Origin of the sequence: Streptomyces tubercidicus, assembly GCF_027497495.1 — a bacterium.
Taxonomy (GTDB): Bacteria; Actinomycetota; Actinomycetes; order Streptomycetales; family Streptomycetaceae; genus Streptomyces; species Streptomyces tubercidicus.
In genome coordinates, this window is the sequence record NZ_CP114205.1 from 6,010,319 (window position 1) to 6,024,907 (window position 14,589).

A 14,589-nucleotide genomic window follows, 5' to 3' on the forward strand; every position below is an offset into this window, starting at 1 on the left:
CCAAGGGAGACCGTCGTGATCGTACGGATCATGGGGGAGGGTCAGGTGAAGCTGGACGACGCCCACTTCACCGAGCTCAACAAGCTGGACGATGAGCTGCTCGCCGAGATGGAGAGCGGCGACGAGACGGGCTTCCGGCGCACCCTCGGCGCACTGCTGGAAGCGGTGCGCCGGATGGGCACACCGCTTCCCGACGACGCTCTGGAACCGTCCGAACTCATCCTGCCCTCCCCGGACGCGACCCTGGGGGAGGTCCGGGAGATGCTCGGCGACGACGGCCTCATCCCGGGCTGAAAACCTGGCCGGTCCCGGCCTGCACACTCCACTCCAGCGCACAGCGCCCCGGCCCGCGAGGGACCGGGGCGCTACCGTTTGCTCTTGTGAGTCTCCTCGACCCCCGCCCGGACGCGCCCAGCGCCGGCCGCTTCCGGTGGTACCGGAAGCATCCGCTCGCCTTCGACGCCGTCCTGGCCGTGGCCGTTTTCGCGTGCATCCTGGGCGGCGCGGTGGCCGATCCGCACGGTCCGCACGGCCCGCGGATCGTCGCGGACGAGCCGTCCGTCAGAACGGTGGTGCTGGCCGTGCTGGCCTGTAGCGCGCTGGTCCTGCGCCGCCGGCTGCCCCGTACGGTCCTGGCGGTCACCGGCTCGCTCACCATCGTCGAACTCCTCGCCCGCGCCGGCGACCCGCGCGCCCCGGTGTCCGCCGCCGCCGTGGTCGCCCTCTACACCGTCGCCTCGCGCACCGACCGGCCCACCACCTGGCGGGTCGGCGCGCTCACCGTCGTCGTCCTGACCGCCGCCGCGATGCTCCACGGGCCCCGCCCCTGGTACGCGCAGGACAACCTCGGCATCTTCACCTGGACGGGCATGGCCGCGGCGGCCGGTGACGCGGTCCGCAGCCGACGCGCCTATGTGGCCGCCATCCGGGAGCGCGCCGAACGGGCCGAGCGCACCCGGGAGGAGGAGGCCCGGCGCCGGGTCGCCGAGGAGCGCATGCGGATCGCCCGTGAGCTGCACGATGTCGTCGCCCATCACATCGCGCTGGTCAACGTCCAGGCCGGGGTCGCCTCGCATGTCATGGACAACCGCCCCGACCAGGCCAAGGAGGCGCTGGCCCACGTCCGTGAGGCGTCCCGTTCGGCGCTGGAGGAACTCCGCGCCACCGTCGGCCTGTTGCGGCAGTCCGACGACCCCAAGGCGCCGACCGAGCCCGCACCGGGCCTCGGCGTGCTCGATCAGCTCGTCGACGGGTTCGTCCGGGCCGGGATCCCGGTCGACCTGGAGATCCCGCAGGCGCCCCGGCCGCTGCCCGCCTCCACCGACCTCACCGCCTACCGTGTCGTCCAGGAGGCGCTGACCAATGTCCACAAGCACGCCGGTGAGGGGGCCCGTGCCACGGTACGGATCCGCCACTCCGACACCACGCTGACCGTGACCGTCCTGGACGACGGCGCGGGCCGGGCCGGAGTCCCGCGGCAGAAGGGCGGCGACCGGCCGCCCGTGGGGCCCGGCGAGCCGGAGGGCAGCGGCGGCGGCCACGGCCTGATCGGGATGCGTGAGCGGGTCTTCGCGCTGCGCGGCACGGTCGTGACCGGCCCGCGCGCGGCCGGCGGCTTCCAGGTGCGGGTGACCCTTCCACTCCAGACCGTCCGTACGGGGGAGACGCTGTGACGATCAAGGTGCTGCTCGTCGATGACCAGGCGCTGCTGCGCAGTGCCTTCCGGGTGCTGGTCGACTCCGAACCCGACATGCGGGTGGTGGGGGAGGCTTCCGACGGGGCCCAGGCGTACGAGCTGACCCGGGCCGAGCGGCCGGATGTGGTGCTGATGGACATCCGGATGCCCGGTGTGGACGGCCTGGCGGGCACCCGCATGATCAGCGAGGACCCGGAGCTGACCGACGTCCGGGTGGTCATCCTGACCACCTTCGAGGTCGACGACTATGTGGTGCAGTCGCTGCGGAACGGCGCCAGCGGCTTCCTCGGCAAGGGCGCGGAACCGGACGAGATGCTGAGCGCGATCCGGATCGCCGCGGCCGGTGAGGCGCTGCTCTCGCCGGTCGCCACCAAGGGCCTGATCGCCAAGTTCCTGGCGCAGGGCGGCAGTTCCGCCGACGGCGGGCCCGGCGACCGGGGCGGTGAGCGGCTGGCGACGCTGACCGGCCGGGAGCGTGAGGTGCTGATCCTGGTGGCCGGCGGGCTGTCCAACGACGAGATCGCCGAGCAGCTCGCGGTCAGCCCGCTCACCGTGAAGACCCATGTGAACCGCGCGATGGCCAAACTGCGCGCCCGCGACCGTTCCCAGCTGGTTGTCATCGCCTACGAGTCCGGACTCGTACGCCCACGGGTGCAGTGAGGGCGGGGCACTCTCTACTCCGAACGCGGTACGACTTCCGGCCGGAAACCGACTTGCGAGCGAGGAAAACCCGCCACCGCATGCCGGAAGGTGTAGGTGGGCCCGAGAACGGTCCCGCCGACCTCGTAGAACAGAAGAGAGACCCCACCCATGACCTGGCTGTCCCGACTCAGCCTCGTACAACGGGGCCTGATAGCGCTGATGTCGATCGTGGCGATCGCCTTCGGCGCCATCGCGATCCCCCAGCTGAAGCAGCAGCTCCTGCCGTCCATCGAACTTCCCATGGTGTCCGTCGTGGCGCCGTACCAGGGCGCCTCGCCGGATGTCGTCGAGAAGCAGGTCATCGAACCGCTTGAGGACGGCGTCCAGGGCGTCGACGGCATCAAGTCCGTCACCTCCACGTCGAGCGAGGGCTCGGGCGTCATCATGGCCCAGTTCGACTACGGCAACGACTCCAAGAGCCTGGTCGCCGACGTCCAGCAGGCCGTGAACCGCGCCCGCGCGAAGCTGCCCAAGGACGTCGACCCGCAGGTGGTGTCCGGTTCGACCGACGACATCCCCACCGTGGTCCTCGCCGTCTCCTCCGACTCCAAGGACCAGCAGACGCTGGCCGACCAGCTCAACCGCAGCGTCGTGCCGGACCTGAAGAACATCGACGGCGTCAGCCAGGTCACCGTCGACGGCGTCCAGGACCGGATCGTCGCGGTCACCCCCGACGACAAGAAGCTCGCCGCCGCCGGGCTGAGCGCCCAGTCGCTGGGCCAGGCGCTGCAGAACGGCGGGACGTCGGTGCCGGCCGGCTCATTCTCCGAGGACGGCAGGAGCAAGACCGTCCAGGTCGGCGCCGGCTTCACCTCCGTCGAGCAGATCAAGGACCTCAGGCTCGCCCCGTCGGCGGGCGGCGGCGCGGGCGCGGGTGCGTCCGCCGGCGGTGACGCCTCCTCGGGCGCCGGCGCGTCCGCAGGCGGTGCTCCCTCCGCGGGCGGCGGTCCGTCCGCGGGCGGGAGTCCGGGCGGCGCGGTCCGCCTCGGCGATGTCGCCACCGTCAAGGAGAAGCAGGCCACTCCGACGTCCCTGACCCGCACCAACGGCAAGCCCAGCCTCGCCCTGAACGTGACGATGGACAAGGACGGCAGCGCGGTCGCCATCTCCGACGCCGTCAAGGACAAGCTCCCCACGATCCGTCAGGACCTGGGCAAGGGCACCCACGTCACGGTCGCCTCCGACCAGGGCCCGCAGGTCTCCAAGTCGATCGACTCGCTGACCACCGAGGGCCTGCTCGGCCTCGCCATGGCGGTCATCGTCATCCTGGTCTTCCTGCTCAGCCTGCGCTCCACACTGGTGACCGCGGTCTCCATCCCGCTCTCGGTCGTCATCACCCTGATCGTGCTGTGGACCGGTGACCTCTCCCTCAACATGCTCACCCTCGGCGCGCTGACCATCGCGATCGGCCGCGTCGTCGACGACTCCATCGTCGTCCTGGAGAACATCAAGCGGCACCTGGGCTACGGCGAGGAGCGCCGCGAGGCCATCCTCAACGCAGTCAAGGAGGTCTCCGGAGCGGTCACCTCCTCCACCCTCACCACGGTCGCGGTCTTCCTCCCGATCGGCGTGGTCGGCGGCATGGTCGGCGCCCTGTTCGGCTCCTTCTCGGTGACGGTGACCGTCGCCCTGCTCTCCTCCCTGATCGTCTCCCTGACCGTCGTCCCGGTGCTGTCCTACTGGTTCCTGCGGGCCCCGCAGATCCCCGAGGGCAGCACGGTGGACGACCTGCGCCGGGCGGCCGAGGAGAAGGAGGCCAAGAGCCCCCTCCAGCGGTTCTACGTCCCGGTCCTGCGGTTCGCCACCCGCCGCCGGCTCACCAGCCTGGCCATCGCCGTGGTGGTCCTCCTCGGCACCTTCGCCATGGGCCCCCTGCTCAAGACCAACTTCCTCGACCAGGGCGCCCAGGACACCCTCACCCTCAAGCAGGAGCTCAAGCCCGGCACCAGCCTGGGCGCGGCCGACAAGCAGGCCAAGCGGGTCGAGAAGGTGCTCGCGGCCAACGACGACATCGCCGACTACCAGGTCACCGTCGGCTCCTCCGGCTTCATGGCGGCCTTCGGCGGCGGCACCGGCGCCAACCAGGCCACCTACCAGCTCAAGCTGAAGGACTCCGGGGACTCCGACAAGGTCACCGAGGAGCTGCGCACCGACCTCGACAAGCTCGGCAAGTCCATCGGCGACACCAGCTTCGCCACCGGCGGCGGCTTCGGCAGCCAGGACCTGAGCGTGGTCGTCAAGGCCGGTGACGCCGACGTCCTCAAGACGGCCAGCGAGCAGGTCCGCAAGACCGTCGCCGGTCTCGACGACGTCACCGACGTCCAGAGCGACCTCTCGCAGAGCGTGCCCCGGATCTCCGTGAAGCCCAACGCCAAGGCGGCCGCGGCCGGTTACGACCAGGCGTCGCTCGGCGCGGCGGTGACCCAGGCGGTCCGCGGCACCACCAGCGGCAAGGCGGTCCTGGGTGACACCGAGCGGGACATCGTCGTCCAGTCGGCCCACCCGGCCACCACCGAGGGCGAGCTGAAGAACCTGACCCTCCAGACCCCGTCCGGCCCGGCGAAGCTCAGCAGCCTGGCCACCGTGCGGACCGTCCCCGGTCCGGTCCAGATGACCCGGATCGACGGCGCCCGCTCGGCGACCATCACCGCCAAGCCGACCGGCGACAACACCGGCGCGGTCAGCACCCAGCTGCAGCAGAAGATCGACGCGCTGAAGCTGCCCGATGGCGCCACCGCGACGATCGGCGGCGTCTCCCAGGACCAGTCCGACGCGTTCTCCTCGCTCGGCCTGGCGATGCTGGCGGCCATCGCCATCGTCTTCATGCTCCTGGTGGCCACCTTCCGCTCGATGATCCAGCCGATGATCCTGCTCGTCTCGATCCCCTTCGCGGCGACCGGCGCGATCGGCCTGCTGGTCGCCACCGGCACCCCACTGGGCGTCCCGGCGATGATCGGCATGCTGATGCTGATCGGCATCGTGGTCACCAACGCCATCGTGCTGATCGACCTGATCAACCAGTACCGCGCGCAGGGTTACGGCGTCGTCGAAGCGGTCATCGAGGGCGGCCGCCACCGTCTCCGCCCGATCCTCATGACCGCCCTGGCCACGATCATGGCGCTGCTCCCGATGGCCCTGTCCATCACCGGCGACGGCGGCTTCATATCCCAGCCGCTCGCCGTGGTCGTGATCGGCGGTCTGATCACCTCCACCCTCCTCACCCTTCTCCTCGTCCCGACGCTCTACGCGATGATCGAGCTCCGCAAGGAGCGCCGGGCGGCGAAGAAGGACGCGAAGCGGTCCGGCGAATCCGGCCCGCAGGCCGAGGAGTCCGAGCACGCACCGGAACCGGCAGGCGTCTGACGACGCCCTGACCGGCGGGGACTCCGAGGAGACCCCCGATGCAGAAACGATGCCCCCGCAAGCCGGCGCTTGCGGGGGCATCGTGCCGGGCATGCCGTGACGGGGCGGCCGAACCGCCCCTGCACCGACAGCACCAACCACACCGACGCAGGGGGACCGCGATGGGAAAGCACGGTGACGGCAAGGGCGGCGCGGACGGCGACCGTCAGCAGAGCCCGAAGGAATCCGACGGCCAGTGGACCAAGCCGGTGACCGACCCGCCGAAGAAGTAGGGGGCGGCGCGATGTCCTCGCCGGACCGACTGCTGGAAATCCTGGCCAACAAGGGCGCGTTGACGCCGGAATGGGCGCCGTCCGTCGCCGCGGTCGACCGCGCCCACTTCGTGCCGGACACCTTCGAGGTGGGCGACCGCACCGTCTCCCGCTCCGCCGACGAGGCGGAATGGCGGCGGATGGTCTACGCCGACCTCCCGCTGATCACCCAGCACAACGACGGCCGCGCCGAGGCGGGCCAGATCGCCTTTCCCACGTGCTCGACGTCCATGCCCTCCCTCATGCTGGACATGGCCGCCATCGTCCGGGACGGCGACACCGTATTGGAGATCGGCACCGGCACCGGCTACCACGCCGCCTGGCTCGCCCACCGGCTCGGCGAGGACCGCATCACCAGCATCGAGACCGACAAGGCCCTCCACGACATCGCCCGGGAAAACCTGACACGGGCCGGCCTCCACCCGCACCTGCTGTGCGGCGACGGCCTGGCCGGGGCCCCCGGGCGAGCGCCCTTCAACCACACCATCGCCACCTGCACGGTCCGCGACATCCCGTACGCCTGGGTGGAGCAGACCGCCCCCGGCGGCACGATCCTCACCCCCTGGGGCTCGTCCTTCCACTCCTACTCTTTCGCGACCCTCACCGTCCAGGACGGCCAGGCCACCGGCCACTTCTCCGGCCGCCCCGCCTTCATGTGGGCCCGCCAGCAGCGCCGCTCCTACGGCCGCATCCGCGACTGGTACCACGGCGAGCAGGGCGACCGCGCGACAACCACCCTCGACCCCCGCGTCCTGGAGGAGAACCCGGACGCCCGCTTCGCCGTCGGCCTCCGCGTACGCGACGCCTGGCCCCTGCTCTGCCCGGCAGACGACGGCAGTGACGAGGCCACCTACTGGCTCTTCGACGACGCCCGCACCTCCTGGGCCACCGCCGAATACGTCCCCGGCCACACCACCTACGAGACCGAACAACACGGCCCCCGCCGCCTGTGGGACGAGGTCGAATCCGCCTACTCCACCTGGACCGCAGAGGGCACCCCCTCACGGGACCGCTACCGCATCACGGTCACGGCCGAGGGGCAGCGCGTGTCCCTGTGACGACCGGCCCCGTCCCGTCGGCATCCCGGGACGGGACCGAACTACGCCCCTAGCCTTGCGCCTTGAGGCCGCCGACGAACGCCGCCCACGCTTCCGCCGGGATGACGAGCGCCGGGCCGTGTGGGTTCTTGCTGTCGCGCACGGGGACCAGGCCTGGGAAGTTGTCGGCGATCTCGACGCAGCTGCCGCCGTTGGTGTTGCTGTAGCTGCTCTTGCGCCAGTGTGCGGTGCTCAAATCGGTGATGTGTCGCATGGCTTGTAGTCCTCCATTGCCTTTCGGATCAGCACCGCTGACTCCGCCAGCGAGAGGGCGTTCGCACGCAGCACCTCGTACCGGCGCCGCCACTTCTTCACGGCTTCCGAACTCTCGTAAAGATGCGCGATCTCGATGCCCTCTTCGTAGGCCACGGCGGAGCCGTCGGGAAGCGTCAACAGATTCAGGGCGCCGCCCATCAGTGGGTACGGACCCGCGCTGAACGGCATGACCTGCACCCTACTGTCGGGAGTATCCACCTGTTCGAGCAGCCGAGCCAGTTGTTTGTAGGTGCACTCCCTGCCGCCTGTTTCCCGCCGCAGCACGGCCTCGTCGATGATCGCCCATCGGTACGGCGGGCAGTCCGAGTACAGGCGCTCCTGGCGGGACATCCGGGCGTTGACACGCTGTTCGGTCTGCTCCTTGGGCAGGTCCTGGCAACCCAGCGATGCCTGGGCGTACTCCCGGGTCTGCAACAGGCCCGGGACAGCCTGTGGTTCGAAGACTTCGATCACCTCCGCGCGGGCCTCGAAGTCCATGAAGCGCCGGTACTGGTCCGGGTGTGCCTCCCGCTTCGCCAGCTCATACAGGCCGTGGAAGTAGTGCTCGGTGCCGAATGCCGCGTCGAGTGCGGCGGGGAGTTCCGGTGGGGGCATCAGCTCCGCGGGTTCGACGCGCGCCAGGGTGCTCTTGCTGAAGTTGACGATGTCCGCCAGCTGCACCAGCGACAGCTTGGCGCGCTCGCGGTGACGGCGCTGTTCGGAGCCGAAGTAGTGGCGTGCGGAGAGGTAGGGGGTCAGTTCCTTCGAGGTGAACTTCATGTGCGTCAGCTCTCGGTCGTCCCGGCTCAACAGGGGGACGGGACACCCGTGTTGAGGCCATGTCCCACAGGGTGGCGATGGCGATACACACGGTAATGAGGATGGCCGATGCGAAGGAAGTGAGTCAGATGTTCGAAGGTTCGCCGCCCCGGTTGCTCCCGTGGACCAGGCAGGACGGCGGTCCGTGCTACCTGAGCACGGACGACCCCGACAGCCGCCTCTCCGTGCTGGCGGACACGGTCGAGGCCGACCAGCTCGCGGCCGCCGAAGCCTTGCTGGATGACCTCCCGGTGCGGCCTCCCGCGCCGGGCGCGGACGCCCAGGAGCTGTGGCGCCTGATCGCCGTACTGTGCGCGGCGCTGCGGGACGTACTGCGGATCGCGGTCAGCCGGGGTCAGCGGCTGCCGGAGCCGTGCGATCACGGGGAGAGCCGGCTGTGTGAGGCGCGGACCTGCTGTCGCGCCTGCCGTCAGCGGATTTATCTGTGACGCGCCGGCCCGCGGGCGGCGCGGCGTACGCATTCGGCGGTGCACCTCTCGCCCGGCACGGCGGCCGATGGTTTTGTGGCGGGTGGTGCTGGACCGACGAAAGGTGAGCGACCGTGCCATGCGCGCCGGCCCGCAGGGCCACCTCTGTCACTGCTGTCGGGCTGGGTCTCGTCCTGGCTTTCGCGGCGCCGCCGCCGGCCACCGCGGCCACCGGCGACGTCCGGGTCCGGGTCGCCGTCACCGGTGGCCCCTACACCGCCAGTGTGGGACTGGTCAGCACGTCGGCGCGCAACCTCCTCGGCGGCTTCTACTGCGCGGCCGACGGGCTGAACCCCACGCCCCTCACCGCCCTGGTGGACGCCAATGAGCAGTACGGCCTCGGCGGTGTCGAGGCGCGCTGGGACGCCGCCGCCCAGGACTTCACCGTCACGAGCATCCACGGCGACGCCGCGACGTCCACCAAGAAGTGGAACGCGTACGTGAACGAGGAGAAGATCACGAAGGGGCCCTGCCACACCGCGATCAAGGGTGGCGACAAGATCCGCTGGACCCTGGAGGCCACCTCGGCCGCCGCACCCGCATCCGGGACCAGTACCAGCACCAGTACCAGTACCGTCGAGCGCCCACCGCGCCACCGCCGCCAACGCTGACCGCCCGCCCCCACCAACCTGCAGAACTCCCCCAACGGGAGGGGACGGGCCGGAGGGGCCTGGTGTGTGGACGTAAAGCGAAGCAGTCCACACACCAGGCCCCGGAGGTCCGTCACCGCACCCACAGCCCCGCGCAGCGGACCCCGCCCGCCGCAGGCGCAACGGCGAGAAACCCACACGGCGGGACAGCCGAAAACGTGGGAAGGCAGCCTTACGGAAGCGCCAGCATCCTCTCAAGCGCCAACTTCGCGAAGCTCTCCGTCTCCGGGTCGACCTGGATGCGGTTGACGGTCTTGCCCGCGGCGAGCGACTCCAGCGCCCACACCAGGTGCGGCAGATCGATCCGGTTCATCGTCGAGCAGAAGCAGACCGTCTTGTCGAGGAAGACGATCTCCTTGTCCTCCGCGGCGAAGCGGTTGGCCAGTCGGCGGACCAGGTTGAGTTCGGTGCCGATGGCCCACTTCGAGCCGCGTGGGGCGGCCTCCAGGGCCTTGATGATGTACTCCGTCGAGCCGACGTGGTCCGCCGCCGCCACGACCTCGTGCTTGCACTCGGGGTGGACGAGGACATTGACGCCGGGGATGCGCTCGCGCACGTCGTTGACCGAGTCGAGCGAGAACCGGCCGTGCACCGAGCAGTGGCCGCGCCACAGGATCATCTTGGCGGCCCGCAGCTCCTCGGCGGTCAGCCCGCCGTTCGGCTTGTGCGGGTTGTAGACCACGCAGTCGTCCAGGGACAGGCCCATGTCGCGGACGGCGGTGTTGCGGCCCAGGTGCTGGTCGGGCAGGAAGAGGACCTTTGTCGCACTGGGTTCCCCCTGCTCGAAGGCCCAGTCCAGCGCCCGCTTGGCATTGGAGGACGTACAGATCGTGCCGCCGTGCTTGCCGGTGAAGGCCTTGATGTCGGCCGAGGAGTTCATGTACGAGACCGGCACGACCTGCTCGGCGATACCGGCCTCGGTGAGCACGTCCCAGCACTCGGCGACCTGCTCGGCGGTGGCCATGTCGGCCATCGAGCAGCCGGCCGCCAGGTCGGGGAGGATGACCTGCTGGTCGTCGCCGGTGAGGATGTCGGCGGACTCGGCCATGAAGTGCACACCGCAGAAGACGATGTACTCGGCGTCCGGCCGGGCGGCGGCGTCCCGCGCGAGCTTGAAGGAGTCGCCGGTGACATCGGCGAACTCGATGACCTCGTCGCGCTGGTAGTGGTGCCCGAGGACGAAGACCTTGTCCCCCAGCTTCGCCTTGGCCGCGCGGGCGCGTTCGACGAGGTCGGGGTCCGACGGGGCCGGCAGATCGCCGGGGCACTCCACGCCGCGCTCGCTCTTCGGGTCGGCCTCGCGGCCGAGGAGGAGCAGCGCGAGCGGGGTCGGCTGGACGTCCAGGGGCTGGGCGGTGGTCACAACACGCACCCTCTCTTCTCTGCTGGCGGCTCTTGAGACAGCCTTTTCGTCTATTTGACGCTATCTATCATAGCCGCTTCACGTCACTTTGACGATGGCCATAGTGTCGATGTGACGCATCAGCACCCCGCCGTGTGCGGTCGGCCACCTGTTCCCGGCGGCCGGTGTGCGAGCATGAGGAGAGAACGACAGGAGAGGCTGCCCCCGGCGGTGTCCGGAAGGCTTCTCGACGAATTGCGCCCAGCCGGAATTTATCCGGGACGTCCCCGGTTGCAGCTGGTTGCAACCGATGACAAGCGGTCCGTACAACCCGGGAGAGATCTAGATGAGCGTTCAGGACGAGACCACCGTCAGCGACGGCATCATCCTGTCCGACGCGGCCGCGTCGAAGGTCAAGAGCCTTCTGGAGCAGGAAGGCCGGGACGACCTCGCGCTGCGGGTGGCCGTTCAGCCCGGCGGCTGCTCCGGGCTGCGCTACCAGCTCTTCTTCGACGAGCGCTCGCTCGACGGCGATGTCGTCAAGGACTTCGACGGCGTCAAGGTCGTCACCGACCGGATGAGCGCCCCCTACCTGGGCGGTGCCTCCATCGACTTCGTCGACACCATCGAGAAGCAGGGCTTCACGATCGACAACCCGAACGCCACCGGCTCCTGCGCCTGCGGCGACTCCTTCAGCTAAGGGGCACGGGAAGTACGCAGACGAAAGCGGCGCCCCCCCCGAGTGGGGAGCGCCGCTTTCGTTGTGCCCGACATTCGTTGTGCCCGACGCCGCCGGGACCGACCGGCCCGGCGGCCCCGGCTTCCGCGGGGCCCGTTACCGCTTCGGCACGGCCTCACCGCTCGACTCATCGACCACCTTCCGGCCGTCCAGCGGCTTCTCCAGCGTCACGGTCTTGGTGAATTCCTTAGCGATCTTCACGCAGACCTGGCCGGGCTTCTTGTCCTTGCCGGTGATCTTGGTCCGCACGGTCGTGCCGGACTCCTCCGCGCTCGCCGTGTAGACGCTGCACACCCCGCCCCAGAAGTGCAGGGTCAGCTTCTTGCCGCCGTCGCTCACGTCGTAGGACTCCAGCGCCATCGCCCCGGGCTTGCCGGACGGCTTGTGCGGCGACTGTCCCGGACCCTGCGACGCGCCGTCCTTGTGCACCAGATACTTCGGGTTCACCGCCGGGTGCGCGACCGTCGAGGTGGTGTCCGGGCCGCTGCCGGCGCCCGGCTGGCGCACCTTGTACAGCCACGACGGCACCAGCGCCTGCCCGCCGTCCACGTACTGCACCGCGAGCCCGAAGACCGCACCGGTCACCTCGGCCGGCTTCTGCCCCTTCGTCGGGTCCGGCTGGCACCGCGCGATCCCGCCGCCCTTGCCGCCCTGGTCGCCCGTGCCCTTCCCGGCGGGCGGCGAGGGGCAGCCGGCCGGCGTGCGGCCCTTGCCCGAATTCAGCCGGTCCAGCGTCTTGTCGGCGCTCAGCACCGGATACTCCGCGCCCTTGACCGGGTTCGCCAACTGGCCGCTGCCGCCGACCACTTGACCGTCCGAGCCGACCTGGAGATCGCTCTGCCAGCCGTACGTCGGCAGCCCGCCGAGCACCGGGTTCGCGGTGACGATCCGTACCGCGCCGGACAGCCCGCCGGCGTCCAGCCGGGCGTTCTTCTGGCCGAGCGCCGCCAGTACCGGCCGCACCGCCTGCTGGGCCTTCTCCGGCGACACCGCGCCCTTGCCGCTGCTGTCGTCCTCGGTCGTGACGTCCCCGCCGCCGCGGTACGAGGGGCAGCCGGGCCGGTTCGACGGCGTACCGCCGCCGGTGCCGTCCTGGCCGGTCCCGCCCTTCGGCGAGGCGGGCAGCGCGCAGTTCGTACCGCCCGGGGTGCCGTACTGCGAATACGTCCACGCGCCCGAGCCGGTCTTGCTCACCTGCAGCACGGGGCCGCGGGAATCGGGCGTCCCGCCGGCCTGCCAGCTGCTGCCCTCCGAGCGGACCTTTCCGGCCACATCCAGCGCCTTCGCCAGCCGTTCGACCGACTCCCGGCTGATCTCGCCCTTGGGACGGTAGACCGGCGCGGAGGACGGACCGCCGGGCAGCTTCTCCACCGCCCGGTACTTCGCCCCCTGCGGATTGGGCTCACCGGCCGCGATCGAACCGCTGCCGCCCGTGTAGCCGTCGAGCGCGAGCGGCGGCGGGTCGCCCGCGGAGCCCGTGCCGGAGCCCCCGTTGCCGGTCGCGGACGAGGCCCAGTACGCTGCGCCGCCCCCGGCCAGCAGCACCGCGGCAGCCATCGAGGCGACCACCAGCCGGGTGCGCCGCCTGCGCTCCATGGGGTTCGGGGTGTCGGTGCTGTCCTCGGTGTTCACCGCATCGCTCCTTCGGCTCCGCTGAACATCTGACGTGCCATCCTCCATGAGGTGGACGTCGATGGGACGGAGAGGGGGCGTACACGGTTCCCCTTGGGCGCGCTCCGGCGGCCGCCGGGCGGGGAATCAGTCGCCGTACTCGGACATTCCGTCCACGAGCGCGGCCGAGGAGGAGGGGACCTTGATGCCGTGCAGATCGGCGGCACGGCCGGGGGCGGGCGCGGAGTGCCGGCCGGCCTTCCAGCGGCCCGCCATCCGCGCGCAGTCGCCGCGCAGCTCGTCGAGCGACTCCGGGTCCTGGGGGTCGGGAGAGGCGCCGTGGCGCGATGTGACGGCTTTCACAGGCTTGGTCATAGAGGCACCGTACGCAGCCAAGTATCGAGGAGAAAGACCTACTATTGGGTAGTTTCGGTGGTTTCAAGTGTCCGGGATGACCGAGTGCCGCGCGACCGCGCGGGGTAGCGTTTCTCTACGTCCGCCCGTCCCTCCGCCTTCCGCAGGAGCAGACCCGTCGTGCGTATCGCAGTCACCGGCTCCATCGCCACCGACCACCTGATGACCTTCCCCGGCCGCTTCGCCGATCAGCTGGTCGCCGACCAGCTGCATACGGTCTCCCTTTCCTTCCTGGTCGACGAGCTCGACGTCCGCCGCGGCGGCGTCGCCGCCAACATCTGCTTCGGCATGGGCCAGCTCGGCACCGAGCCGATCCTGGTCGGTGCCGCCGGCAACGACTTCGAGGAGTACCGCGCCTGGCTCGACCGCCATGGCGTCGACACCCGTTCCGTCCACATCTCCGAGGTGCTGCACACCGCCCGCTTCGTGTGCACCACCGACGCCGACCACAACCAGATCGGGTCGTTCTACACCGGCGCGATGAGTGAGGCCCGGCTGATCGAGCTGCAGCATGTGGCCGAGCGGGTCGGCGGCCTCGACCTCGTCCTGATCGGTGCGGACGACCCCGAGGCGATGATCCGGCACACCGAGGAGTGCCGCACCCGCGGTATCCCGTTCGCCGCCGACTTCTCCCAGCAGATCGCCAGGATGGACGGCGAGGCCATCCGCACCCTCCTGGTGGACTCGGCCTACCTCTTCTCCAACGAGTACGAGAAGGGCCTGATCGAGTCCAAGACCGGCTGGACCGACGAGGAGATCCTCGCCAAGGTCGGCACCCGTGTCACCACGCTCGGCGCCAACGGCGTCCGGATCGAGCGGGTCGGCGAGCCGGTCCTGGAGGTCGGTGTCCCGGAGGAGAACGCCAAGACCGACCCGACCGGCGTCGGCGACGCCTTCCGCGCCGGCTTCCTGTCCGGTCTGGCCTGGGGCGTCGGCCTGGAGCGCGCCGCGCAGATCGGCTGCATGCTGGCGACGCTGGTCATCGAGACCGTCGGCACCCAGGAGTACGAGCTGCACCGCAGCCACTTCATGGACCGCTTCACCAAGGCGTACGGCCACGAGGCCGCCGCCGAGGTCCAGCAGCACCTGCTCTGAACCGCCC

14 protein-coding genes are annotated in these 14,589 nt (G+C 70.3%); 9 read left to right on the forward strand and 5 right to left on the reverse strand.

From position 1 onward, the window contains the following. The first annotated feature begins 15 nt into the window (after positions 1–15). The 5 genes from pspAA to STRTU_RS26200 all read left to right on the forward strand — a co-directional run bounded on the left by pspAA (position 16) and on the right by STRTU_RS26200 (position 7,130). Positions 16–294 carry a PspA-associated protein PspAA gene (gene pspAA, locus STRTU_RS26180; RefSeq protein ID WP_159746482.1) on the forward strand — a complete coding sequence of 93 codons (279 nt, stop codon included), beginning with the start codon at positions 16–18 and terminating at the stop codon, positions 292–294. Between the two features lie 86 nt (positions 295–380). Next, a complete protein-coding gene (locus STRTU_RS26185; RefSeq protein ID WP_159746483.1) occupies positions 381–1,673 on the forward strand; it encodes a sensor histidine kinase in 1,293 nt (430 codons plus the stop codon). Next, the gene (locus STRTU_RS26190; protein WP_159746484.1) at positions 1,670–2,356 is read left to right on the forward strand and encodes a response regulator; all 687 of its coding nucleotides are present in this window, start codon (positions 1,670–1,672) and stop codon (positions 2,354–2,356) included. Before STRTU_RS26185 ends, STRTU_RS26190 begins: the two co-directional genes overlap by 4 nt. Before the next feature lie 150 nt (positions 2,357–2,506). Beyond that, complete coding sequence (locus tag STRTU_RS26195; protein ID WP_159746485.1) at positions 2,507–5,761, forward strand: efflux RND transporter permease subunit; 3,255 nt, start codon at positions 2,507–2,509, stop codon at positions 5,759–5,761. Between the two features lie 283 nt (positions 5,762–6,044). Next, the gene (locus tag STRTU_RS26200; protein WP_159746486.1) at positions 6,045–7,130 is read left to right on the forward strand and encodes a methyltransferase domain-containing protein; all 1,086 of its coding nucleotides are present in this window, start codon (positions 6,045–6,047) and stop codon (positions 7,128–7,130) included. Between the two features lie 49 nt (positions 7,131–7,179). On the opposite strand, the gene STRTU_RS26205 is transcribed toward STRTU_RS26200, so the two are convergent. Next, the gene (locus tag STRTU_RS26205) at positions 7,180–7,383 is read right to left on the reverse strand and encodes a DUF397 domain-containing protein (protein WP_159746487.1); all 204 of its coding nucleotides are present in this window, start codon (positions 7,381–7,383) and stop codon (positions 7,180–7,182) included. Continuing rightward, positions 7,362–8,204: a helix-turn-helix domain-containing protein gene (locus STRTU_RS26210; protein WP_159746488.1), complete on the reverse strand. Its 843-nt coding sequence runs from the start codon at positions 8,202–8,204 to the stop codon at positions 7,362–7,364. The genes STRTU_RS26205 and STRTU_RS26210 overlap by 22 nt, the downstream gene beginning before the upstream one ends. A 101-nt stretch (positions 8,205–8,305) precedes the next feature. Here STRTU_RS26210 and STRTU_RS26215 point away from each other — a divergent pair, with 101 nt between their 5' ends. Continuing rightward, positions 8,306–8,692, forward strand: coding sequence for a hypothetical protein (locus STRTU_RS26215; RefSeq protein ID WP_246241256.1), 387 nt, complete (start codon positions 8,306–8,308; stop codon positions 8,690–8,692). 113 nt (positions 8,693–8,805) lie between these two features. After that, positions 8,806–9,342 (forward strand): DUF4430 domain-containing protein, encoded by a 537-nt coding sequence (locus tag STRTU_RS26220; protein ID WP_159746489.1) that lies wholly within the window; start codon positions 8,806–8,808, stop codon positions 9,340–9,342. Between the two features lie 211 nt (positions 9,343–9,553). Here STRTU_RS26220 and nadA read toward each other — a convergent pair whose 3' ends face one another. Then, positions 9,554–10,744, reverse strand: a complete 1,191-nt coding sequence (gene nadA / locus STRTU_RS26225) for a quinolinate synthase NadA (RefSeq protein WP_174878926.1) — start codon at positions 10,742–10,744, stop codon at positions 9,554–9,556. Positions 10,745–11,069: 325 nt separating this feature from the next. On the opposite strand from nadA, the gene erpA reads away from it, so the two are divergent. Continuing rightward, positions 11,070–11,423 (forward strand): iron-sulfur cluster insertion protein ErpA, encoded by a 354-nt coding sequence (gene erpA / locus STRTU_RS26230; protein WP_006606077.1) that lies wholly within the window; start codon positions 11,070–11,072, stop codon positions 11,421–11,423. A 135-nt stretch (positions 11,424–11,558) separates the two neighbouring features. On the opposite strand, the gene STRTU_RS26235 is transcribed toward erpA, so the two are convergent. Then, on the reverse strand, positions 11,559–13,094 hold the full coding sequence (locus STRTU_RS26235; RefSeq protein ID WP_159746491.1) for a hypothetical protein: 1,536 nt from the start codon (positions 13,092–13,094) through the stop codon (positions 11,559–11,561). A 126-nt stretch (positions 13,095–13,220) separates the two neighbouring features. Then, a complete protein-coding gene (locus STRTU_RS26240) occupies positions 13,221–13,448 on the reverse strand; it encodes a hypothetical protein (protein WP_159746492.1) in 228 nt (75 codons plus the stop codon). A 159-nt stretch (positions 13,449–13,607) separates the two neighbouring features. On the opposite strand from STRTU_RS26240, the gene STRTU_RS26245 reads away from it, so the two are divergent. Further along, positions 13,608–14,582 (forward strand): carbohydrate kinase family protein, encoded by a 975-nt coding sequence (locus STRTU_RS26245; protein WP_159746493.1) that lies wholly within the window; start codon positions 13,608–13,610, stop codon positions 14,580–14,582. Positions 14,583–14,589: the final 7 nt, after the last annotated feature.

Coding starts and splice junctions, on each gene's coding strand:
- STRTU_RS26210 (WP_159746488.1), bottom strand. CDS start 8,204: ATGAAGTTCACCTCGAAGGAACTGACCCCCTACCTCTCCGCACGCCAC.
- STRTU_RS26240 (WP_159746492.1), bottom strand. CDS start 13,448: ATGACCAAGCCTGTGAAAGCCGTCACATCGCGCCACGGCGCCTCTCCC.
- STRTU_RS26200 (WP_159746486.1), top strand. CDS start 6,045: ATGTCCTCGCCGGACCGACTGCTGGAAATCCTGGCCAACAAGGGCGCG.
- STRTU_RS26195 (WP_159746485.1), top strand. CDS start 2,507: ATGACCTGGCTGTCCCGACTCAGCCTCGTACAACGGGGCCTGATAGCG.
- STRTU_RS26205 (WP_159746487.1), bottom strand. CDS start 7,383: ATGCGACACATCACCGATTTGAGCACCGCACACTGGCGCAAGAGCAGC.
- erpA (WP_006606077.1), top strand. CDS start 11,070: ATGAGCGTTCAGGACGAGACCACCGTCAGCGACGGCATCATCCTGTCC.
- STRTU_RS26215 (WP_246241256.1), top strand. CDS start 8,306: ATGGCCGATGCGAAGGAAGTGAGTCAGATGTTCGAAGGTTCGCCGCCC.